The sequence below is a fragment of the Streptomyces sp. NPDC036764 genome (assembly GCF_055609385.1).
The window spans coordinates 85,640-104,816 of the sequence record NZ_JBVJPT010000014.1 but is presented as its reverse complement, the minus strand read 5'-3'; the positions used below and the strand labels follow the sequence as shown (position 1 = coordinate 104,816).

The window sequence follows — 19,177 nt, the reverse complement described above, 5'->3', positions numbered from 1 at the left end:
CACCGGCCGACCTCCGCACCCCCCTCGCGGATCACTGGTCCTTGATCTTCCAGGGCATCACGAAGCCGAACTTCCAGAGGTAGAAGCCGAGTATCGCGCCCACGATCACGAGGCCGATCGTCGTCAGGATGATGTTCCGGCGCCGCACCTTCGGGTCGAGCGCCTTCTGGGCGGCTTCGGTGACCTTGCGCTTGGTCCAGCGCAGCACGAGCTGGGCCCACACGAACTCGGTCGCCCAGACGGCCATGCCGCCGAAGATGATCACCCAGCCCGGTCCCGGCAACGGCAGCAGGATGATGCCGGCGACCACTATCGCCAGGCCGATGATGAAGACGCCTACCTGCCAGCTCAGATGCAGCGCTCTACGCGCCTTGATGAACTCCGGCGCTCGCGACCCGAGCCCCTGCTCGCTGTCGTCCTTCACACCATCCACTTCGGTCTCGTCAGTAGCCATGGCAACATCGCCCGGCTCGTTACTCCCCGTATTCATACGGCCAAACCCTACCGGACCGAAACGAGTCACCGGAATGGGCGTACCTCGCGAACAGGTTCTCGGCCGGAAGAGTTACGTAAAGACACGCAAAACCCTCAGAGGGGTTTACAACGGCACCGTAGGTGGCATGTCGATTTCGCCGACGTGCGAATCCCCGAGCGCACACTGAGCGAAAGGCCCTGGCGCTTATGAACACCACGGTCAGCTGCGAGCTGCACCTGCGCCTCGTTGTGTCGAGCGAGTCCTCCCTGCCTGTCCCCGCAGGCCTGCGGTACGACACGGCCGACCCCTACGCCGTGCACGCCACCTTCCACACCGGAGCAGAAGAGACCGTCGAGTGGGTGTTCGCCCGTGACCTCCTCGCGGAGGGGCTGCATCGGCCCACCGGCACCGGCGACGTCCGCGTCTGGCCGTCGCGCAGTCATGGCCAGGGCGTCGTCTGCATCGCCCTGAGCTCTCCTGAGGGCGAGGCGCTGCTCGAGGCGCCTGCGCGTGCCCTGGAGTCCTTCCTGAAGCGGACGGATGCCGCCGTGCCTCCCGGTACGGAGCATCGGCATTTCGACCTCGATCAGGAGCTGTCGCACATCCTGGCGGAAAGTTAGGGCGAGGTCTCCACAAGCCGCCCGGCGCCGTCGACTCGGGGAGACGGCTCGGGCCAAGACAACCGCATACGGCACGCAGCAGCGCCGTCTCCGCACCGCGGGGGCGGCGCTGGTGTGCGTGTGGGCGAAGAGGGCTTGTGGGGCGTGAGAGGAGGCCGTGCCGAGCCCAGGCGGGAACCGTGGGCGCCGCTGTGGCGTTGTAATCGAAGCCGCGTACGGGCGCGGCCCGTGTATGGGCTCCGTGAGCCACTACCATCGGCCAGCATCGGCGGGCACTCCGCCCGACCACCAGGCCAGGGAGCGAAACGTGCTGATCACCCATGACACCCGGTGTGCGCTCGATGCCGTGGTGGACCTGGTGAACACCGTGCCGGAGGGCGACGAGACGTCGGACGGACTGCCGGATGTCGCCGCCCTTGAAGATTTCGTACGAAAGCACGAAATCAGTGATGTCGGGGTGCTGTCGGAGTTCGATCTGTCGGCGGTGCGCAAGGTGCGCGCCCGGTTCGCCGCGATCTTCGCGGCACCGGACGCCCGCACGGCCGCGTCCCTGATCAACGAGCTCGTCGCCGCCGCGGGGACCACCCCTCGGCTCACCGACCACGACGGCTACGACTGGCATGTGCACTACTTCGCCCCCGGCGCCTCCGTCGCCGACCACCTCGCGGCGGACTGCGGCATGGCGCTGGCGTTCTTCGTGGTCGCCGGCGAGGAGGAGCGGCTGCGGCGCTGCGAGGCGCCCGACTGCCGGCACGCCTTCGTGGATCTCTCCCGCAACCGTTCGCGGCGCTACTGCGACAGCCGCACCTGCGGCAACCGTCTGCATGTGGCCGCCTACCGAGCGCGCCGCAAGGAAGCGGCGGGCTGAGCGGCCCGCCCGACACGACATGTGTGTCGACGCGGACCCCGGCGGGTGGCGCCGGGGGCCGCGGGTACGGCTCAGAGCAGCAGCAGATCGTGCAGCGCAGCCATGAGGAGCAGACACCCGATCACCGCAAGGAAGATCATCAGCGGTGGCTGGGAAAGGGCGAAGAGGCACCCACGAGGCTCGTCCTGAGACGGTGTGGCCTCGCTCTGTGTCGTGTCCAGCATCTCGCGGCGATGATGACGTAGTTCCACGTCACCGCGCGATCAACACGCCCGGAATGAGCGGGAGTTCGCTGGATTCCGTGATGTCCGCTTCGGGTCGTGATCATTTACGGCCGCGGCGCGACCCACTGTGTCGTTTCAGCCCCCGTGCGGGGGTCATATGCCGTGCTTCTTGAGGATGGCCTCGATGTCGCTGAAGTCCTCAGAGGCCTGCGCCTTGGGCGCGGTCGCGGGCTGGGTCGACTGACGGGTGCCCGCGCCAAGCGAGGGCGCCGACGCCGTCGGAGCCACCGCATCGCGCTGCGCGGCGGCGCGGGCCTCCTTGCGGTCCTTGCGGGTGCCGCCGCGGCGGCGCTCCACCGCCCGGGTGGTCGAGAACAGCAGCCAGGCGACCCCGAGGACTCCGAAGCCCGCCCAGGCCGTCGGGCTGAACGCGGTGTCCGCCAGCCAGTCGACGACTCCGGTCATCACAAGGCCGAGGGGCACCAGTGAGTACGCGGCGATGCGCGTGGCCGCGAGGAAACGCTTGCGGTACGCCGTGACCGCCGCGATGCCCAGGCCGGCCGCGGCAACGGCTGAACAGACGGTCTCGGCAATCATCCGGGCCTCCATGCAGGCTGGGTCGAGACAGGGCACTTCGTCCCTTCCATCCTGCACCGTGCCGCCCCCGCCCGGCCATCCTTCGACCCGACATCAGGGACATCTCCGGGTCGCATCCTTCGCAGGTGCCGGTCGGGTGGCGGCAGCCGGGGCGCATCTTTCGCAGATGCCGGTCGGGTCGCGGCAACCAGGTCGCATCCTTCGCAAGTGCCGGACGGGTCGCGGCACCCGGGTCCATCCTTCGCAAGTGCCGCCAGCTCGCGGCAGCCGGGTCCATCCTTCGCAGGTACCGGCCGGGTCGCGGCACCCGGGTCCATCCTTCGCAAGTGCCGGCCAGCTCGCGGCAGCCGGGTCCATCCTTCCTTCGCAGGTACCGGCCGGGTCGCGGCACCCGGGTCCATCCTTCGCAAGTGCCGGCCGGGTCGCGACACCCGGGCCACATCCTTCGCAAGTGCCGGCCGGGTCGCGGCAGCCGGGACGGCCTCTGCCGAAGCCCCAGGTCGGATTGGGGCGTCCGGACGGAGGCTGGGAGACTGGGGCCATGAACGACTCCTCCCCCGACCGGCCCGCCGCCCCCGTCCTCGACGTCTGGTGCGAGCTCCAGTGCCCCGACTGCCGCAGCGCCCTGGACGATCTCCGTGCCCTGCGCGCCCGCTACGGCGACCGGCTGGAGCTGCGGCTGCGGCACTTCCCGCTGGAGAAGCACAAGCACGCCTTCGCCGCCGCGCAGGCCGCCGAGGAGGCGTTCGAGCAGGGCAAGGGGTGGCCGTACGTCGAGGCCGTGCTGGGCCGGGTCGAGGAGCTGGACCGTAAGGGGGAACCCTTCCTGGTCGAGGTGGCCCGGGAACTCGGCCTCGACGCCGAGGAGTTCGACACCGCGCTGATCGACGGCCGGCACATCCTGATCGTCGACGCCGACCAGGCCGAGGGCAAGGCGATCGGCGTGACCGGCACACCCACGTACGTGATCGACGGCGAGCGCCTCGACGGCGGCAAGAGCCAGGAGGGCCTGCGCGAACGCATCGAGGAGATCGCGGAGCGACTGCTGGCCGGCGGGGCCGGCGCCTAGGGCTGCCGAGGCTCGGTGCTGGAGAGGTAGCGAGGCTGGGTCCGGGTCCGGAGCGCCAGGACAGGATCTTGGAGCGCCTGGGCCCCGTTCGAGAGCCGACACGGCCGGGGCCCGGAGCACCGCCATCCGGCCATGAAGTCGACACGACCACGCTGCTGGAACCGCTGCGGCTCAGCCCTCAGAGCTCGATGCCACCACTCTGCTGGAGCCGCCGCAGCCCAGCCCCCAGAGCCGACGCAGCCCCAGCCCTCCGCACCCGCCCCGGACCCGATCCGTCACAGGTCCGATTCGTCGCCGATCCGTCCCCCGGTCAGACCCGTCCCCGATCCGTCCCCGATCCGACCGACGAGCCCCGGCTGCCCTAGAGCAGGTCCTTGCCCAGGTTGTACGCGGTCGTCTCGTAGCCCAGCGACTCGTACAACCGCTCAGCCGGGGCGTTGCCGGCGAAGACGTGCAGGCCGACGCGGTCCTTGCCGCCCGCGGCGGCCTGCGCCTCGGCCAGCAGCATCAGGGCGCGTCCGTGCCCGCGGCCGCGGAAACGTGCGTCGGCCTCGACGTCGAGCACGTATGCGGTGTCGGGCCACAGGCCCAGCCACAGCGTGCCGACGGCGTCGCCCTCGTGCTCCAGCACGCTGATCAGCGTGTTCTCGGTGGCGAGCCCGTCCGGCAGGAACTTCTTGTGCCCGTCGTCCGCCTTCTTGTAGGCCTCGGCGGCGGGCACCCCGCTCTCGATCAGACCGCGCGCGAACTCCTCACGCTCATAGGCCAGCCAAGGGCCGAACTCGGCCTCGGTCATCGGCCGCGGCACGCTGCCGGAGGGGAGTTCGGGCGGAGTGCCGTTCAACCGCTTCGTCATGTTGCGGCTGCGCAGGACGTACCCGAGGGCCCGGGCGAGCCGGAGCGCGACGTCGGCGCCGCCCGGCACGGACGCCTCGACGCGCTTGCAGCCCCAGCCGCGCAGGACCTCCTCGGCGGCCAGCGCGGCCACCGTGGCACGACCGCGCCTGCGGTCCGGCTCCTCGATGCGCAGCTCGGAGATACAGGCCACGGTCGGGCCGTACTCGGCGTGCGTGGCGAGACGTATCCCACCGACGGGACGGCTGTTCACGCACACCTGGTAGCGGCGCGAGCGCGTCCCGTCCGCGTTGTGCTGAAGCGGCTCGGTCGGCCGCAGGGTCGTGGTCATCAGGGCTGTTCTACCCACACTGCCGGCGCGCGGCAGCCCATTTTCCGGTCCTACGGATCCAGGTCGTGCCCGGACCGCTCCTCGAAGATCCGCATGGCCTTGGCGGTCACCGGGCCCGGCGCGCCCGGCAGTTCGCGGTCGTCGACGCGGTGCACGGCCTGGACGTCCCGCAGGGTGGAGGTGAGGAAGACCTCGTCGGCCCGCTCCAGCACGTCCAGCGGCAGGTCGGTCTCCCTGGCGCCGGTCCACTCGGCGGTGAGCGCGCGTGTGATGCCCGCGAGGCAGCCCGAGGCGACCGGCGGGGTGTGGATCTCGCCGTCGAGGACGACGAAGACGTTCGAGCCGGTGCCCTCGCAGAGTTGGCCGACGGTGTTCGCGAACAGGGCCTCACTCGCGCCGTGTTCATGGGCGCGGGCGAGCGCGACGACGTTCTCGGCGTACGAGGTGGTCTTCAGGCCGGTGACGGCGCCGCGTTCGTTGCGGGTCCAGGGGACCGTGATCACGGCCGTGGAGTCGGGCCGGCGGGTGGTCTCGCCGAGGGCGACGACGAGGGTCGGGCCCCGGTCGCCGCGGTCGGAGCCGAGGGGGCCGTGGCCGCCGGTGTAGGTGATCCGCAGTCGGCCGAGCGGCATCGGGTTGGCCGCCAGGACGGCGGCGCAGGCACGGCGGACCTCGTCGTGATCGGGCTCGGGCAGGCCGAGACCGAGCGCCGAGCGGGTCAGCCGGTCGAGGTGCCGGGTCAGCGCGAACGGACGGCCGTCCACCGCCTTCACGGTCTCGAAGATGCCGTCGCCCACGGTCAGCCCGTGGTCGAAGACGGAGACACGGGCGGACTCGCTGTCCTGGAGCCCGCCGTCGAGCCAGATCCTCACGATTGCAGTCCCTCTCCACTCACCTCGTACGCCCCCGACGCTACCGCGAGCAGCCGGGACGCCTTCAGCTCGGTCTCCCGCCACTCCCCCTCGGGATCCGATCCCCAGGTGATCCCCGCGCCGGTCCCGAACCGCAGCGCCCCTTCGCCCCGGTCGATCCAGAACGTACGGATCCCGACGGCCAGCTCGCCGACGCCCCGGTCGGCGTCGACCCACCCGATGCCGCCGCAGTACGGCCCGCGGGGTGCCGTCTCCAGCGCGTCGATGATCCGCAGTGCGCTCGACTTGGGCGCGCCGGTGACCGAGCCGGGCGGGAAGGCGGCGTCGAGCAGTTCCGGCCAGCCGGCGTCGGCGCGCAGCTCGCCGCGCACGGTGGACACCAGGTGGACGAGGCCCGGGTGCTTCTCCACGGCGCACAGATCGGGGACGGTCACGGTCCCGGTGGCGCACACGCGGCCGATGTCGTTGCGCACCAGGTCCACGATCATCACGTTCTCGGCGAAGTCCTTCTCCAGCAGGTCCGCCTCGGTACGCCCGGTGCCCTTGATCGGCCCGGACTCGACGACACGCCCGTCGCGGCGCAGGAAGAGTTCGGGAGAAGCGGTGGCGATCTCGACCCCGTGCCCGGGCAGCCGGATCGTTCCTGCGTACGGCGCCGGGTTGCCGAGGGCCAACAGAGCGGTCAGGGCGTCCACATCGGCACCCGCCCCGATCGGCGCGCTCAGCACCCGGCACAGATTGGCCTGGTAGACCTCACCGGCCGCGATGTGCTCACGAATACGCCGTACACCCGCCGTGTACGCGGCGCGATCGAGGGACGACATCCAGTCATCGGCCGCGGGGCCCAGCCACTGCCCCGGCACCGGGGCGGGCACGGGCTCCTCGCGTACGTCCCGGAAGCGGGCGCAGGTCAGACCGCCTTCGAAGTCGGCGCAGACGGCCCAGAAGCCGCTGGAGTCCAGGGCCGCGGGGTCGCTGGTGACGTCGAGGAGGCCGGTGGCGACGCGGTCGCCGAAGCGGGCGAGGGGCGGGAGGTCGAGCACGCAGTCGAGTCTATGGCCGGTGTCCTGCGGGTGACCTGGCCATGTCCCTTCGGGGAGCTCCGACGGGTCCCTGAGCAGGTGCAGCGCAGCACGCTGCACAAACGCGTTTTTGTGCTGGCCCCGGAATCCGCTAGAGTTCAACACGTCGCCGGGCCGCGGGAGCGGAACGAAACGACAAGCGGACGTAGCTCAGTTGGTAGAGCGCAACCTTGCCAAGGTTGAGGTCGCGAGTTCGAGCCTCGTCGTCCGCTCGAAGGAACAGGGGATCATCCCGAACCCCTACACTCCTGGTGGAGTGGCCGAGAGGCGAGGCAACGGCCTGCAAAGCCGTCTACACGGGTTCAAATCCCGTCTCCACCTCCAAGGACGATTAGCTCAGCGGGAGAGCGCTTCCCTGACACGGAAGAGGTCACTGGTTCAATCCCAGTATCGTCCACTGGATCTTCGGATCCCCGCGCGATTAGCTCAGCGGGAGAGCGCTTCCCTGACACGGAAGAGGTCACTGGTTCAATCCCAGTATCGCGCACGCAGCACCCACGACCTGAGGGTTGTGGTCCCGAGGACGATTAGCTCAGCGGGAGAGCGCTTCCCTGACACGGAAGAGGTCACTGGTTCAATCCCAGTATCGTCCACACACCGAAGCCCCCGGTCGATGACCGGGGGCTTCTTCGTGCCGGTGCGGCTAGCTGGAGAACAGCATGTGGCCGAAGCTCTTGTGCCGCTTGTGGCCGTAGTGTCCGCCGTGGTGGCCACCGTGCTGGGCTCCCCAGGCGGGGGCCTGCGGGGCGGCCGCCGGGTAGGCCTGCGGGGCCCCCGGGGGCGGCGGAGCGGGCTGGGACCACTGGCCCTCCAGGCGGGTCAGCGCCTCCAGCTCGCCGTAGTCGAGAAAGATCCCGCGGCAGCCACTGCACTGCTCGATCTGGACACCGTTGCGGTTGTACGTGTGCATCGGCGCATGGCACTTCGGACACTGCATGGTCGGCTCAACTCCTCGCCGGTCGGTCCTGCTTCGTGTATCGCCAGGACAGACTCTGTCCGGCTGCGGTCGGTTGCACCCTACTTCGCCTCTTCTCGGACCAACTCCGGGGGGACGGAAGCCATTCGGTCACAGGCGTCCACGAGGGCCTGCTCGATCTCGTCCGGGCGGCGTCCCTCGGCCGCGGCCTTGGTGATCGCGCGGGCGGCGGTCTGCACGGTGAGGGCGCGGGCGGGGACGTCCAGCGCGAGCCAGGGGTCGCCGTCGGCGGGCACGGCCGGGCCGCCGGCAGCGCGGTAGGCGGTCAGGAACCGGTGCCATTCGTCGGGCGGCAGCAGCCCGCACGCGAACCAGGCGGCCGGCCGGGCCAGGTCCCAGGCCGGCACTCCTACGCCGAGGTCGTCGACGTCTATGAGCCGCCAGGGACCGTCCGGCGCCGGGTGCCGGACGAGCTGACCGAGGTGGAGGTCGCCGTGGCAGAGGGTGGTGGCGTCGGGCTGGGGGGCCTCGTCGCGGGCCCAGGCGGGGAGGGTGGCCCAGGCGCGGAGGACGGGGGTGGCGGGGGTGCTGTCGGCGGTCGCGCGGAGGCGGGACAGGGCGAGGGCGGCCTTTGCGGGTCCGCGCATGGGAGGGAGCGGGGCGGGTGCGGGCGTGCGGTGAAGGTGGGCGAGCAGGGTCGCGGCCGCTTCCCAGGGGGCCGCGTCCGGATCGTCCGGGTCGACCGGGGCGCCGTAGGGCCAGAAGCTCACGGGCCGGTCGTGGAGGTCGACGGGTATGGGAGTGAGCGGGGGCAGGAAGATCTCGGGCAGGCGGGTGGCGACGGACAGGCGGGACGCCAGGTCGGTGACGGTGCTGTCCGGGGCGTGGGCCTTGGCGACGGTGTCCGCGTGCCGGACGACGGTGGCGTCGGGGCGTTCGGCGAGGGTGACGGTCGCTCCGCAGGGACAGGCGGGCGTACGGGAGTGAGCCGCGGCTATGGCTCGTGCGGTGAGGTCGGGCAGGAGCGTGTTCGGGGTCACGGGTGTCCCTTGTGCGCGGGTGGTCTGGGCCGAGAGTACGGGGTGACTGCGTCGGCCTGGCCGGGTCATCGGTACCGCGGCTGTCCAGGTGCTCGGTGTCCGGGCGGGCGCCGCCGGGGCTGCCGCCCCCAGGCCCCCGCTTCGGCCCTGAACGGGCCTCGTCCTCAAACGCCGGACGGGCTGAACATTTGCGGACCGGCACCGAGAGGGAGCCCTGGGTCCGAACGCCGGACGGGCGGTGTTCAATGGGCCCCGGTGGTTTCAGGGAAAAGCAATGCCGGCGTAGCTCCCCAGCTACGCCGGCATTTTTGCCGTCCGCCGCACCCCCGTCCCCACGGGGTTTCATGGGTGGATGTCCCCGCCCGGACCGCTCTTCCGGGCCTGGGGTCGCCGCTCAGCGCCCCAGCATCACTCCCACGGACGACGCCTGTGTGGCCACCGTCTCCCAGCCGTCGAAGACGAGAAGGAGAAGGGCCGCCAGGGGAAGGGCCATGAGCGTCGCCACCAGGGGGTGGCGGCGGCCCTGGCGACGGGGACGCAGCATCGTGCGCTCCTGCAGGCGGATCACTGTCCGCGGTGCCGTCTGGGCCATGGTCCCTCTCCTGACCTGTGTCAGTTGTCGTTGGCAGCGGCGGGTGTCTGACCTCGGGGGACGAGTGCTGCACCCGCCGCTTGACCTCAAATCTAGGCGCGTGGCCGCCCCGGCACGTCATGCCCTCGTACCGATTGGCGGGCCTCCCGGAGGATGAGCCATGACCTGCGGAGTACTCCCCTGGGTGGAGACGAGGTCCTAGGTCTCGGGGTCTTCCCCGAGGGGACGCCCGGCATGCCCCGCTTTGTCATGACTCCTCTCCGAGCTGTCCTCCCTCGGGATCGGCTGCTCGACCAGCGCGAGGACCCGGTTCGCCATGAAGCGGGCCGTACGCACCACGGATCCGCTTCGGGTGACTTCGCTCACTTCCACGACACCTCGACGCACCGCCGTCTCCACCCTGCGGCCCGCCCTGCTCGCCACCACCTCATACGTGCGCGTCGTGTCCCCGGCGTCCACGACTATCTCCACGCGATCACCCTTCACGGGCCCAATCCCCCTTCTGTCACGGGTGGTTGTGGGCACCCCTGCGGCTAAGTCGCCCTGCTCACCCACCCTCTGACCACCCTTCAAGTCTCCCACCCACCACTGACAATCCGTCGGGCCGAGAGGGCGCGGCCTCTGCGCACGGCGGCCCACGGAAACGTAAGCTGTGGCTCGTCAGACGGACCGGGCAGCGGGGATGAACATGGCGATGATGCGCCTGAGGCGCGAGGACCCGCGCGTCGTCGGCTCGTTCAGGCTTCACAGACGGCTCGGCGCGGGCGGTATGGGCGTCGTCTACCTGGGCTCCGACAAGAAGGGTCAGCGGGTCGCGCTCAAGGTGATCCGGCCCGATCTGGCGGAGGATCAGGAGTTCCGCTCGCGCTTCGCGCGTGAGGTCTCGGCGGCACGGCGGATTCGCGGCGGCTGTACGGCACGGCTCGTGGCCGCCGATCTTGAAGCGGAACGCCCCTGGTTCGCCACGCAGTACGTGCCCGGCCCGTCCCTGCACGACAAGGTCGCCGGCGAGGGCCCGCTCGGCGCCGCGGAGGTCGCCGCCGTCGGGGCCGCCCTGAGCGAAGGGCTGGTCGCCGTCCACGAGGCCGGTGTCGTGCACCGGGATCTGAAGCCTTCCAACATCCTGCTGTCCCCCAAGGGGCCGAGGATCATCGACTTCGGCATCGCCTGGGCCACGGGGGCCTCGACCCTCACCCATGTGGGCACGGCGGTCGGCTCGCCCGGCTTCCTCGCCCCGGAGCAGGTGCGCGGCGCCGCCGTCACCCCGGCCACGGACGTGTTCTCCCTGGGCGCCACGCTCGCGTACGCGTCGATGGGCGACTCACCGTTCGGGCACGGCAGTTCCGAGGTGATGCTGTACCGCGTCGTGCACGAGGAGGCGCAACTGCACGGCGTACCGGACGCGCTGTCCCCGCTGGTGCGGGCGTGCCTGGCGAAGGACCCGGAGGACCGGCCCAGCACCCTTCAGCTCTCGCTGCGTCTGAAGGAGATCGCCGCCCGGGAGGCGCAGGGCTTCGCGGACGTACGCCCGCCTGCCCAGCGGTCCCCGGAGTCGGACCGGCCGACCGGGAAACTCGCCGACACCTACGCCGACCAGCAGCGTGCCCAGCGTCGAACGCAGGGCACTCCCCCGCCCCGCGGCACCGCCATGCCGCGGGGCAATGGCACTCCCCGCGTACCGGGCCCCGCGCGCGACACGGCCCCGCCGCCCAGGAGCCCCGGCGGTCCGCAGAGCGGTACGACGTCGGCCCGCCCCGGGGCCCGGCCGATGCCCGGTCCCCGCACCACGCCCCGCTCGCCCAGCGGCGGCCGGCCCGCCCCGCGCGGCGGCAACGGTCGTCCGGCTCCCCGGAACACGGGGACGGGGCGGCGGCCCGCCAACCCTCAGTTGCTCCGGCAGCGGCTGTTCGTGTTCGTCGTGGTGACGCTGCTCGTGGCGCTCGGCATCGCGGCGGCCCAGGGCTGCCAGGGGCCGGACCGCGGGCTCGGCGGGGACGGGAGCGGCGGCGGGGATGTCGTGCGTCCGCAGCAGGAGCAGGTGGAGCCGGACTACGAGCCGCTGGACGAGGAGCCGATGTCCGAGCAATACGACTCGACGCTGGAGATTCCTGAATAGGAGTTCCGGCGCGGGCGCCGGTTCGGGGGGCTTGCGCGCAGTGAACGGCGTCAGAGGAACGCCGGCAGGATCCGTTCGAAGAACTCCCGGTCGCCCTCGAAGACCGGGGTCAGGGACAGGAACTCCTGCGGTGTGACCCAGCGGGCCTCGCCGACCTCGTCCGGGTCGGGCACCACGTCGCCCGTCTCGGCCCGCGCCGTCCACCAGTGCAGGCGGAAGCTGCCGTCGTCGGTCTCCGACTCCCACACCTTGGCCAGCGGTACGACGGTGAGGCCGACCTCCTCGCGGACCTCCCGGACGACGGCGTCCCGCTGGGTCTCCCCCGGCTCGATCCTGCCGCTGACGGGTTGCCAGTAGCCGGGGCGTGCGACGGCGGGGCCGCGGCGGATGGCGAGGACGCGACCCGCGCGGAGGAGGACCGCGACGATCGCCTCACCCCGGCTCAACGGCGGACTCCCTAGAGCTGGGGGCGGCCGGTGGCCACCGCGTAGAAGGCGACCGCGGCGGCCGCGCCGACGTTGAGGGAGTCGACTCCGTGGGCCATCGGGATGCGGACCCATTCGTCGGCGGCGACCAGGGCCTGGGTGGAGAGGCCGTCGCCCTCGGCGCCGAGCATCAGCGCGACCCTGTCCATGCGGTGCGGGGCGGCCTCGTCGAGGGTCTTGGCCTTCTCGTCGGGGGTGAGGGCGAGGAGGGTGAAGCCGGCCTCGCGGACCGATTCGAGGCCCTTGGGCCAGGTGTCGAGCCGGGCGTACGGCACGGAGAACACCGCGCCCATGGAGACCTTCACGCTCCGGCGGTACAGCGGGTCCGCGCAGTCCGGCGAGAGCAGGACCGCGTCCATGCCGAGGGCGGCCGCGGAGCGGAATATGGCGCCGATGTTGGTGTGGTCGTTGACCGACTCCATGACCACCACGCGGCGGGCGGTCTGGAGCAGTTCGGTCGCCGTCGGCAGCGGCTTGCGCTGCATGGAGGCGAGCGCGCCGCGGTGCACGTGATAGCCGGTGACCTGCTCGGCGAGGTCCGGGCTGACCGCGTACACCGGGGCCGGGAGCTCGTCGATGACGTCGCGCATGACATCGACCCACTTGGCGGACAGCAGCATCGACCGCATCTCGTAGCCGGCTTCCTTCGCCCGTCTGATGACCTTCTCGCCCTCGGCGATGAACAGGCCCTCGGCCGGTTCGCGCTTGCGGCGCAGTTCGACGTCGGTCAGGCCCGTGTAGTCGCGCAGGCGCGGGTCGGTGGGGTCATCGACGGTGATGAGATCGGCCACAGGGTGATACTGCCTTGTCCTGGGTGTGGTGCCAACGGTTCGGTACGGGTTGGGTTACCCGCGGTTACGCGGAAGGGTTCGGTCCGCTCGGTCCCACGTGCACGACGTCGCCGATGACGATGACCGCCGGCGGCTTCACCTCATGGTCGAGCACCGCCTGGCTCGCCGTCGCGAGAGTCGCGTCGACCCGGCGCTGAGCGGCCGTGGTGCCCTCCTGGACCAGGGCGACGGGCGTGTCCGGGGACTTGCCGTGGGCGATGAGGGTCTCGGCGACCTTCCCGATCGTGCCGACGCCCATGAGGATGACCAGCGTGCCGGTCAGCTTGGCGAGCGAGGGCCAGTCGACCAGGGAGCGCTCGTCGTCGGGGGCGATATGGCCGCTGACCACGGTGAACTCATGGGCGACGCCCCGGTGGGTGACCGGGATGCCGGCGGCGCCCGGGACCGAGATCGAACTGGAGATGCCGGGCACGACCGTGCACGGGACGCCGGCCTCGGCCAGCGCCTGGACCTCCTCCATGCCACGGCCGTAGACGAAGGGGTCGCCGCCCTTGAGGCGGACCACCGACTTGCCCTGCTTGGCGTGCTCGATCAGGGCGTTGTTGATGGCCTCCTGGGCCATGAAACGGCCGTACGGCAGCTTCGCCGCGTCGATCACCTCGACGCTGGAGGGCAGTTCGGCGAGCAGGTCGCGCGGGCCCAGGTGGTCGGTGATGACGACGTCGGCCTCGGCGAGCAGGCGGCGGCCGCGCACGGTGATCAGGTCCGGGTCACCGGGGCCGCCGCCGACGAGGGCGACGCCGGCGGTGCGGGTGCGGTGGTGCGGGGCGACGAGCGTGCCGTCGCGCAGGCCCTCGACGACCGCGTCGCGGATGGCGGCGGTGTGGCGGGGGTCGCGCCCGCGTGCGTCGGTGGTGAGGACGGCGACCGTGACGCCCTCGCTGTGGCCGGTGGCCGGGGTCCAGGCGGTGGCCGCGTCGGCGTCGTCGGAGCGGACGCACCACACGCGGTGGCGCTCGGCCTCGGCTGAGGCGGCGGTGTTGGCCTCGTGGTCGCTGGTGGCGATCAGGGCGTACCAGGCGTCCGCGAGGTCGCCGTCCTGGTAGCGGCGCCGGTGCCAGGTGACCTCGCCCGCGTCCACCATCGCCTCGACCGACGGGGTCGCCTCGGGTGACACGAGGTGGACGTCGGCGCCCGCCGCGACGAGGGCCGGGAGGCGGCGCTGGGCCACTTGCCCGCCGCCGAGGACGACGACCCGGCGGCCGGTGAGGCGGAGGCCTACGGGGTAGGCGGGGTTTACGGCCATGAGGGTGCGGCTCCCTTTTGCGGCGGCGGTGCGATGCCCTGACGTGCGGATTTTATGCTGCCGGCGGTTCTGACGGTTCGGGTGTCCGGTGGCTGGGCGACCGTGGCGACGTGACTGGGGACCCGGGGTTGCACTCCCCCGGGTCCCCAGTCACGCGGCTACTTCTCGGTGACCCCGGCCGAGTCGAAGGTCGCCACCTCGTGCATCGCCCTCGCGGTGCTCTGCACCAGCGGCAGCGCGAGCAGGGCGCCCGTGCCTTCGCCGAGGCGGAGGTCGAGGTCGACCAGGGGGCGCAGGCCCAGCTTGTTGAGGGCGGCCACGTGGCCGGGCTCGGCGCTGCGGTGGCCCGCGATGCATGCCGCGAGGACCTCGGGGGCGATGGCGCGGGCCACCAGGGCGGCGGCACCGGCGCTGACGCCGTCGAGGATCACCGGCGTACGCAGCGACGCGCCGCCCAGCAGGAGGCCGACGAGCGCGGCGTGTTCGAAGCCGCCGATCGCGGCGAGGACACCGATGGGGTCGGCCGGGTCGGGCTGGTGGACCTCGATCGCGCGGCGCACGACCTCGGTCTTGCGGGCCAGCGTCTCGTCGTTGATGCCGGTGCCGCGGCCGGTGACCTCGGCGGCATCCGCGCCCGTGAAGACGGAGATCAGGGCGGCCGACGCGGTCGTGTTGGCGATGCCCATCTCGCCGGTCAGCAGCGCCTTGTTGCCGGCGGCCACCAGGTCGCGGGCGGTCTCGATGCCGACCTCGATGGCCTGCTTGGCCTCCTCGCGGGTCATCGCGGGGCCGGTCGTCATGTCCGAGGTGCCCGCGCGGACCTTGCGGGGCAGCAGGCCCGGGGTGGCCGGGAGGTCGGCCGCGACACCGACGTCGACGACGCACACCTCGGCGCCCACCTGGCCTGCGAAGGCGTTGCAGACCGCGCCGCCGCCGAGGAAGTTGGCGACCATCTGGGCCGTCACCTCCTGCGGCCAGGGGGTGACGCCCTGGGCGTGCACGCCGTGGTCACCGGCGAAGATCGCGACGGCCGCGGGCTCCGGGATCGGCGGCGGACACTGGCGCGAGAGCCCGGAGAGCTGCGCGGAGATGATCTCCAGCATGCCGAGCGCGCCGGCCGGCTTCGTCATCCGCTTCTGCCGCTCCCAGGCCTCGCCGAGCGCCTTGGCGTCCAGCGGGCGGATCTGGGCGACAGTCTCGGCGAGCAGGTCGTGCGGCTCCTCGCCGGGCAGGGCACGGCGGCCGTACGTCTCCTCGTGCACGACCCAGGACAGCGGGCGGCGCTTGGACCAGCCGGCCTGAAGCAGCTCGGGCTCGTCCGGGAACTCGTCGACGTAGCCCACGCACAGGTAGGCGATGACCTCCAGGTGCTCGGGCAGCCCCAGCGTGCGGACCATCTCACGCTCGTCGAAGAAGCTGACCCAGCCGACGCCGAGGCCCTCGGCGCGCGCGGCGAGCCAGAGGTTCTCGACCGCGAGCGCGGCGGAGTACGGCGCCATCTGCGGCTGGGTGTGCCGGCCGAGGGTGTGGCGGCCGCCGCGGGTCGGGTCGGCGGTGACGACGATGTTCACCGGGGTGTCGAGGATGGCCTCGATCTTCAGTTCCTTGAACTGCTTCGCGCGGCCCTTGGGGAGGGACTTGGCGTACGCGTCGCGCTGGCGCATCGCCAGCTCGTGCATGGTGCGCCGGGTGTCCGCGGAGCGGATGACGACGAAGTCCCAGGGTTGCGAGTGCCCGACGGAGGGCGCCGTGTGGGCGGCCTCCAGGACCCGGAGCAGTACCTCGTGCGGGATCGGGTCGCTGCGGAAGCCGTTGCGGATGTCGCGGCGCTCGCGCATGACCTTGAGGACGGCCTCGCGTTCGGCGTCGTCGTAGGCGGGCGCCGCCGGACCGGCGGGCTGTCGTGTTTCCTCGACCACGGCCGTGCTCTCTTCCGCCTGCTCTTCCTGGTCTTCCTGATCGGCGGCCCTGGTGTCCAGGTCCTCCGCGTGCTGTACGAGTTCGGGGTCGCCGTCGCGGGGTGCGGGCACCGTGGCGACGGGGCCCGGCCCCTCCGCCACCGGCAGCACGATCGGCTGCGGCGGGGTCGGGGCGAGGTGCGGGGTGGTCGGCACCGAGCCCTCGACCTGCACGAACTGGCCCAGGGACTGATCGGGTGCGAGCCCCTGGGGGATGCCGCCCGGCAGAACGGCGACGGCCTCGCCGGGCGCGGTGGGCTCGACGGCCGGTTGCGCCGGGTCGGCGAGCTGCACGGGGTGGGCCTGGGTCCGGAGCTGCGGTCCTGCGGGTTGGGCGACGAACGCCTCGGGAGTCTCGGCCGGTACGCCCTCCACCGGGGCCGCGTGGGATTCGGCGGCATCCGGGACGACGGCTGCGGCGAGCGGCTGCGGAGTCACGACCGGCTCGGCGACGCCGTCCTGGGTCTGCGGGGCGTCGGGGAGGGGGGCCGACGGGGCGACGGCGACTGCCGGGTCCGCGGCGGGCGCGGGATCCTCCACGAGGGCTTCCGTTTCGGCGGCCGGCGCGCCGGCGGCCGCGGCCTGTGCCAGGGCGTCGGCGTCGCAGTTCACCGGAACGCCGTCCTGCGCCGGCAGTTGCTGGGCCTGCGCGAGGTCGGGGTTCGGGACGGCTTCGGGTGCCTGCGCCTGCTGCGGCTCCTGAGCCGGCAGCTCGACCGGAGCGACGGGGTCGCCCTGCTGGGCGGGCTGGTCCGCGTCCGTGGGCTGCGGGGCCGTCGCTTCGGCGGCTACGACCGCGGGGGCGCCGTCGGCGGGCGTGGCACCGGCGTCGGCCGGCTGCGGGGCCGGTGCGACCTGCTCCGCGTCCGCGAGGTGGAGGGCCTGAGAGGCATCCGGGAGGGCCTGGCCGGCCTCGGGGTGCTGAGCTGCTTCGGGAGCCTGGGCGGCCTCCGGGAACTGAGCGGCTTCGGGAGCCTGCGCGGCCTCCGGGAACTGAGCGGCCTCGGGCGGCAGCGCTGCCTCGGGAGAGGAAACGGCCTGCGGGGCGAGAGGCTCGGCGAGCTGCGCGGGGGCCTCGGCGGATACGGGGGCTACGGCGTCGGGCGCCTGGGCGGCCTCGGGGGTGAGGGTGCCGGGGACCTGCGCGGCGTCGGGGGTGAGGGCGCCGGGAACCTGCGCGGCTTCCGGAGCGAGGGTGCCGGGGACCTGCGCTTCCGGAGCGGAGGCGCCGGGAACCTGGGCGGCCTCGGGAGCGAGCGCGCCGGGAGCCTGGGCGTCAGGGGCATAAGCCTCGGGAAGCGGCTGGCTCTGCGGGGCGAGGGCGTCGGCCATGTGGTCGGCCTCAGCGGCGGGAGCTTCAGCAACCGGGGCGGTCTCAGCAGCAGGGGCTTCAGCGACCTGAGCGATATCCCCGGCAGCGCCTTCGGCAACCTGGCCGGCATCAGCGACCGCGTCGCCGGAAACCGCGGCCGCCTCGGCCGCGGGCGCCTCGGAAGGCTGGGCGACCTCAGGCATGGAGCCTTCAGCGACCTGCGCCGCCTCGGTGACCGCAACGGCCTCGCCGACGGGCGCCTCCCCGGACACGAGCGGCTCGGCAGCCTCCGGAGTCCCAGGAACCTCGGCAACCCCAGCGGCCTCGGCACCCTCGGCGCCCTCGGCACCGACCGGAACCTGCCCGATCCCAGCTCCACCCTCCGACGCCTCACCAGCGCCCGGAACCTGTCCGCCGTCCCCGCCGGGCATGGGCCCACCAGCCGGCACGGCCACGCTCACCGGCGCGGCGTCGGCGGCCGGGGACTCGCCACCACCTGCGACAGGCGCGACCGGGTCACCCCCAGAAGCGGGCACAACCCCCGCACCCTCGCCGGCACCCGGGACAGCCCCGCCCCCGGCGACCTCCGCGGCACCCGAGGCCACCGGCCCCTGTGCGCCGTCCTGACCGGGCACCGCCTCGGCGACCGGCGAGACGTCGACGGCCGACGGCTCCTGTCCGGCGTACATGCTCTCCTGCGGAGCGGGCGCGGCGACCCGAGCCACCGCCGCCTGTGCCACGCCGACGGGCTGCTCGGTGGGAACAACCGTTTCGGCAGCCGACGCCTCGGCGCCCGACCGTCCGGGGACCGGAGCCTGGCCGGGGGCGCCCCAGGGCGCCGCGGGCTGCGGGACCGTGGCGTCGGGGTATTCGGGGCCCGACGGGACCGCGCCGGCCTGGCGGACCGGTGTGCCGACGGCACCGCGGTCGGCGAGGGAGCGGACCGGGCTGGCGGAGGCGTCCGGGATGGGCGGCCCGAGGTGCAGGGGGCGGCGCGGGGTGATCGGCGGGATCGGCGACGTGGGAGCCGTCGGGCCGGGGAGGCGGACGCCGGTGAGGTCGACCGAACCGCTGTCGCGGCCGGACATCTCGTGCGGGCCCGGCTCGTGCAGGGCCTCGACGACCGGTTCCGGCGTGGGCGGGACGACCTCGTTGCCCCAGGCACCCTGGGTGCCCGGCATCAGCAGGTCTTCGTCCTCGGCGGTGGTCTCGGAGAGGTAGGTGTACGTACCGTGCGCCGCGGGGGCGCCCGGCTGCTCCACCGTGCCTGCGCTCTCCGGCAGTCCCTCGCCCGGGACCTGGCCGGTGTCGGTCATGCGTACCCCTCGCCCATCGGTTAGTGCTTATACGACCAGCTCACCGGGAACGGCGCACCGACCGCCCCCGCAGTGAAGAACGAGCGTGCTTGCCCAGCGGCACGAACGACCCGTCCCAAAAAGGCGACAAAGCCATTGAGTGGCATTGTCGTGGTCATTCGTCCGTCGCGACAGCTTGATCCGCGACAGGCCGATGTGGACTGCGCCACGTTGCGCGTCCTCCGGTTTCGCCGTACCACACCCACCCCAAACGGGGCATGTTTTTCCGGACATTGACCGACGAAGTGCCGGGCGACCGAGTGCGGTACAACGATCGGCCAGCCTACCGCGCGCGGTACGACAACAGGATCAC

At 72.3% G+C, this 19,177-nt stretch carries 18 protein-coding genes and 5 tRNA genes; 9 read left to right on the top strand and 14 right to left on the bottom strand.

Features of this window, described 5'->3' with window-relative positions; all coding sequences use genetic code 11:
• Nucleotides 1-31: 31 nt before the first annotated feature.
• Entirely contained in the window at nucleotides 32-490 is a 459-nt protein-coding gene (locus ACZ69Q_RS36215) for a TIGR02611 family protein (protein ID WP_471050513.1), read from the bottom strand.
• Between the two features lie 191 nt (nucleotides 491-681).
• Here ACZ69Q_RS36215 and ACZ69Q_RS36210 point away from each other — a divergent pair, with 191 nt between their 5' ends.
• Nucleotides 682-1,095 (top strand): SsgA family sporulation/cell division regulator, encoded by a 414-nt coding sequence (locus tag ACZ69Q_RS36210; protein ID WP_004002642.1) that lies wholly within the window; start codon nucleotides 682-684, stop codon nucleotides 1,093-1,095.
• A gap of 307 nt (nucleotides 1,096-1,402) precedes the next feature.
• Nucleotides 1,403-1,963 carry a CGNR zinc finger domain-containing protein gene (locus ACZ69Q_RS36205; RefSeq protein ID WP_471050511.1) on the top strand — a complete coding sequence of 187 codons (561 nt, stop codon included), beginning with the start codon at nucleotides 1,403-1,405 and terminating at the stop codon, nucleotides 1,961-1,963.
• 71 nt (nucleotides 1,964-2,034) lie between these two features.
• On the opposite strand, the gene ACZ69Q_RS36200 is transcribed toward ACZ69Q_RS36205, so the two are convergent.
• On the bottom strand, nucleotides 2,035-2,187 hold the full coding sequence (locus tag ACZ69Q_RS36200; RefSeq protein ID WP_163017197.1) for a hypothetical protein: 153 nt from the start codon (nucleotides 2,185-2,187) through the stop codon (nucleotides 2,035-2,037).
• Between the two features lie 153 nt (nucleotides 2,188-2,340).
• Entirely contained in the window at nucleotides 2,341-2,784 is a 444-nt protein-coding gene (locus ACZ69Q_RS36195) for a hypothetical protein (RefSeq protein ID WP_471050508.1), read from the bottom strand.
• A 541-nt stretch (nucleotides 2,785-3,325) separates the two neighbouring features.
• On the opposite strand from ACZ69Q_RS36195, the gene ACZ69Q_RS36190 reads away from it, so the two are divergent.
• Nucleotides 3,326-3,853, top strand: coding sequence for a DsbA family protein (locus ACZ69Q_RS36190; protein WP_471050505.1), 528 nt, complete (start codon nucleotides 3,326-3,328; stop codon nucleotides 3,851-3,853).
• A 361-nt stretch (nucleotides 3,854-4,214) separates the two neighbouring features.
• Here the strand turns inward: ACZ69Q_RS36190 and ACZ69Q_RS36185 are convergent, their stop codons facing one another.
• The 3 genes from ACZ69Q_RS36185 to ACZ69Q_RS36175 are packed head-to-tail and all read right to left on the bottom strand — an operon-like array spanning nucleotide 4,215 to nucleotide 6,954.
• On the bottom strand, nucleotides 4,215-5,039 hold the full coding sequence (locus ACZ69Q_RS36185; protein ID WP_471050503.1) for a GNAT family N-acetyltransferase: 825 nt from the start codon (nucleotides 5,037-5,039) through the stop codon (nucleotides 4,215-4,217).
• Between the two features lie 50 nt (nucleotides 5,040-5,089).
• Nucleotides 5,090-5,911 carry an aminotransferase class IV gene (locus ACZ69Q_RS36180; protein ID WP_471050500.1) on the bottom strand — a complete coding sequence of 274 codons (822 nt, stop codon included), beginning with the start codon at nucleotides 5,909-5,911 and terminating at the stop codon, nucleotides 5,090-5,092.
• Nucleotides 5,908-6,954 (bottom strand): chorismate-binding protein, encoded by a 1,047-nt coding sequence (locus ACZ69Q_RS36175; protein ID WP_471050499.1) that lies wholly within the window; start codon nucleotides 6,952-6,954, stop codon nucleotides 5,908-5,910. Before ACZ69Q_RS36175 ends, ACZ69Q_RS36180 begins: the two co-directional genes overlap by 4 nt.
• 178 nt (nucleotides 6,955-7,132) lie before the next feature.
• Between ACZ69Q_RS36175 and ACZ69Q_RS36170 the strand changes: the two genes are divergently transcribed.
• The 5 genes from ACZ69Q_RS36170 to ACZ69Q_RS36150 all read left to right on the top strand — a co-directional run bounded on the left by ACZ69Q_RS36170 (nucleotide 7,133) and on the right by ACZ69Q_RS36150 (nucleotide 7,586).
• Nucleotides 7,133-7,205, top strand: a tRNA-Gly gene (locus ACZ69Q_RS36170).
• A 38-nt stretch (nucleotides 7,206-7,243) separates the two neighbouring features.
• Nucleotides 7,244-7,317 (top strand) — tRNA-Cys (locus ACZ69Q_RS36165).
• Between the two features lies 1 nt (nucleotide 7,318).
• Nucleotides 7,319-7,390, top strand: a tRNA-Val gene (locus tag ACZ69Q_RS36160).
• Nucleotides 7,391-7,408: 18 nt separating this feature from the next.
• A tRNA-Val gene (locus tag ACZ69Q_RS36155) sits at nucleotides 7,409-7,480 on the top strand.
• A gap of 34 nt (nucleotides 7,481-7,514) precedes the next feature.
• A tRNA-Val gene (locus tag ACZ69Q_RS36150) sits at nucleotides 7,515-7,586 on the top strand.
• Between the two features lie 50 nt (nucleotides 7,587-7,636).
• On the opposite strand, the gene ACZ69Q_RS36145 is transcribed toward ACZ69Q_RS36150, so the two are convergent.
• From ACZ69Q_RS36145 to ACZ69Q_RS36130, 4 genes are all read right to left on the bottom strand, one after another.
• Nucleotides 7,637-7,930, bottom strand: coding sequence for a TFIIB-type zinc ribbon-containing protein (locus tag ACZ69Q_RS36145; RefSeq protein ID WP_471050497.1), 294 nt, complete (start codon nucleotides 7,928-7,930; stop codon nucleotides 7,637-7,639).
• 80 nt (nucleotides 7,931-8,010) lie between these two features.
• The gene (locus tag ACZ69Q_RS36140; RefSeq protein WP_471050495.1) at nucleotides 8,011-8,949 is read right to left on the bottom strand and encodes a phosphotransferase family protein; all 939 of its coding nucleotides are present in this window, start codon (nucleotides 8,947-8,949) and stop codon (nucleotides 8,011-8,013) included.
• A gap of 394 nt (nucleotides 8,950-9,343) precedes the next feature.
• The gene (locus tag ACZ69Q_RS36135) at nucleotides 9,344-9,541 is read right to left on the bottom strand and encodes a hypothetical protein (protein WP_471050492.1); all 198 of its coding nucleotides are present in this window, start codon (nucleotides 9,539-9,541) and stop codon (nucleotides 9,344-9,346) included.
• 198 nt (nucleotides 9,542-9,739) lie between these two features.
• Nucleotides 9,740-10,027 carry a hypothetical protein gene (locus tag ACZ69Q_RS36130; RefSeq protein ID WP_471050489.1) on the bottom strand — a complete coding sequence of 96 codons (288 nt, stop codon included), beginning with the start codon at nucleotides 10,025-10,027 and terminating at the stop codon, nucleotides 9,740-9,742.
• A 196-nt stretch (nucleotides 10,028-10,223) separates the two neighbouring features.
• Between ACZ69Q_RS36130 and ACZ69Q_RS36125 the strand changes: the two genes are divergently transcribed.
• Nucleotides 10,224-11,657, top strand: coding sequence for a serine/threonine-protein kinase (locus ACZ69Q_RS36125; RefSeq protein ID WP_471050901.1), 1,434 nt, complete (start codon nucleotides 10,224-10,226; stop codon nucleotides 11,655-11,657).
• 50 nt (nucleotides 11,658-11,707) lie between these two features.
• Here ACZ69Q_RS36125 and ACZ69Q_RS36120 read toward each other — a convergent pair whose 3' ends face one another.
• From ACZ69Q_RS36120 to cobT, 4 genes are all read right to left on the bottom strand, one after another.
• Nucleotides 11,708-12,103 carry an NUDIX domain-containing protein gene (locus ACZ69Q_RS36120; RefSeq protein WP_471050486.1) on the bottom strand — a complete coding sequence of 132 codons (396 nt, stop codon included), beginning with the start codon at nucleotides 12,101-12,103 and terminating at the stop codon, nucleotides 11,708-11,710.
• 11 nt (nucleotides 12,104-12,114) lie between these two features.
• Nucleotides 12,115-12,933, bottom strand: a complete 819-nt coding sequence (locus ACZ69Q_RS36115; RefSeq protein ID WP_471050483.1) for a TrmH family RNA methyltransferase — start codon at nucleotides 12,931-12,933, stop codon at nucleotides 12,115-12,117.
• Nucleotides 12,934-12,997: 64 nt separating this feature from the next.
• Entirely contained in the window at nucleotides 12,998-14,239 is a 1,242-nt protein-coding gene (gene cobA, locus ACZ69Q_RS36110) for a uroporphyrinogen-III C-methyltransferase (RefSeq protein ID WP_471050482.1), read from the bottom strand.
• Between the two features lie 158 nt (nucleotides 14,240-14,397).
• Nucleotides 14,398-18,825: a nicotinate-nucleotide--dimethylbenzimidazole phosphoribosyltransferase gene (gene cobT, locus ACZ69Q_RS36105; protein ID WP_471050480.1), complete on the bottom strand. Its 4,428-nt coding sequence runs from the start codon at nucleotides 18,823-18,825 to the stop codon at nucleotides 14,398-14,400.
• Nucleotides 18,826-19,177: the final 352 nt, after the last annotated feature.

Coding starts and splice junctions, on each gene's coding strand:
- ACZ69Q_RS36200 (WP_163017197.1), bottom strand. CDS start 2,187: ATGCTGGACACGACACAGAGCGAGGCCACACCGTCTCAGGACGAGCCT.
- ACZ69Q_RS36210 (WP_004002642.1), top strand. CDS start 682: ATGAACACCACGGTCAGCTGCGAGCTGCACCTGCGCCTCGTTGTGTCG.
- ACZ69Q_RS36195 (WP_471050508.1), bottom strand. CDS start 2,784: ATGATTGCCGAGACCGTCTGTTCAGCCGTTGCCGCGGCCGGCCTGGGC.
- ACZ69Q_RS36215 (WP_471050513.1), bottom strand. CDS start 490: ATGAATACGGGGAGTAACGAGCCGGGCGATGTTGCCATGGCTACTGAC.
- ACZ69Q_RS36135 (WP_471050492.1), bottom strand. CDS start 9,541: ATGGCCCAGACGGCACCGCGGACAGTGATCCGCCTGCAGGAGCGCACG.
- ACZ69Q_RS36185 (WP_471050503.1), bottom strand. CDS start 5,039: ATGACCACGACCCTGCGGCCGACCGAGCCGCTTCAGCACAACGCGGAC.
- ACZ69Q_RS36190 (WP_471050505.1), top strand. CDS start 3,326: ATGAACGACTCCTCCCCCGACCGGCCCGCCGCCCCCGTCCTCGACGTC.
- ACZ69Q_RS36145 (WP_471050497.1), bottom strand. CDS start 7,930: ATGCAGTGTCCGAAGTGCCATGCGCCGATGCACACGTACAACCGCAAC.
- ACZ69Q_RS36125 (WP_471050901.1), top strand. CDS start 10,224: ATGAACATGGCGATGATGCGCCTGAGGCGCGAGGACCCGCGCGTCGTC.
- cobT (WP_471050480.1), bottom strand. CDS start 18,825: ATGACCGACACCGGCCAGGTCCCGGGCGAGGGACTGCCGGAGAGCGCA.
- cobA (WP_471050482.1), bottom strand. CDS start 14,239: ATGGCCGTAAACCCCGCCTACCCCGTAGGCCTCCGCCTCACCGGCCGC.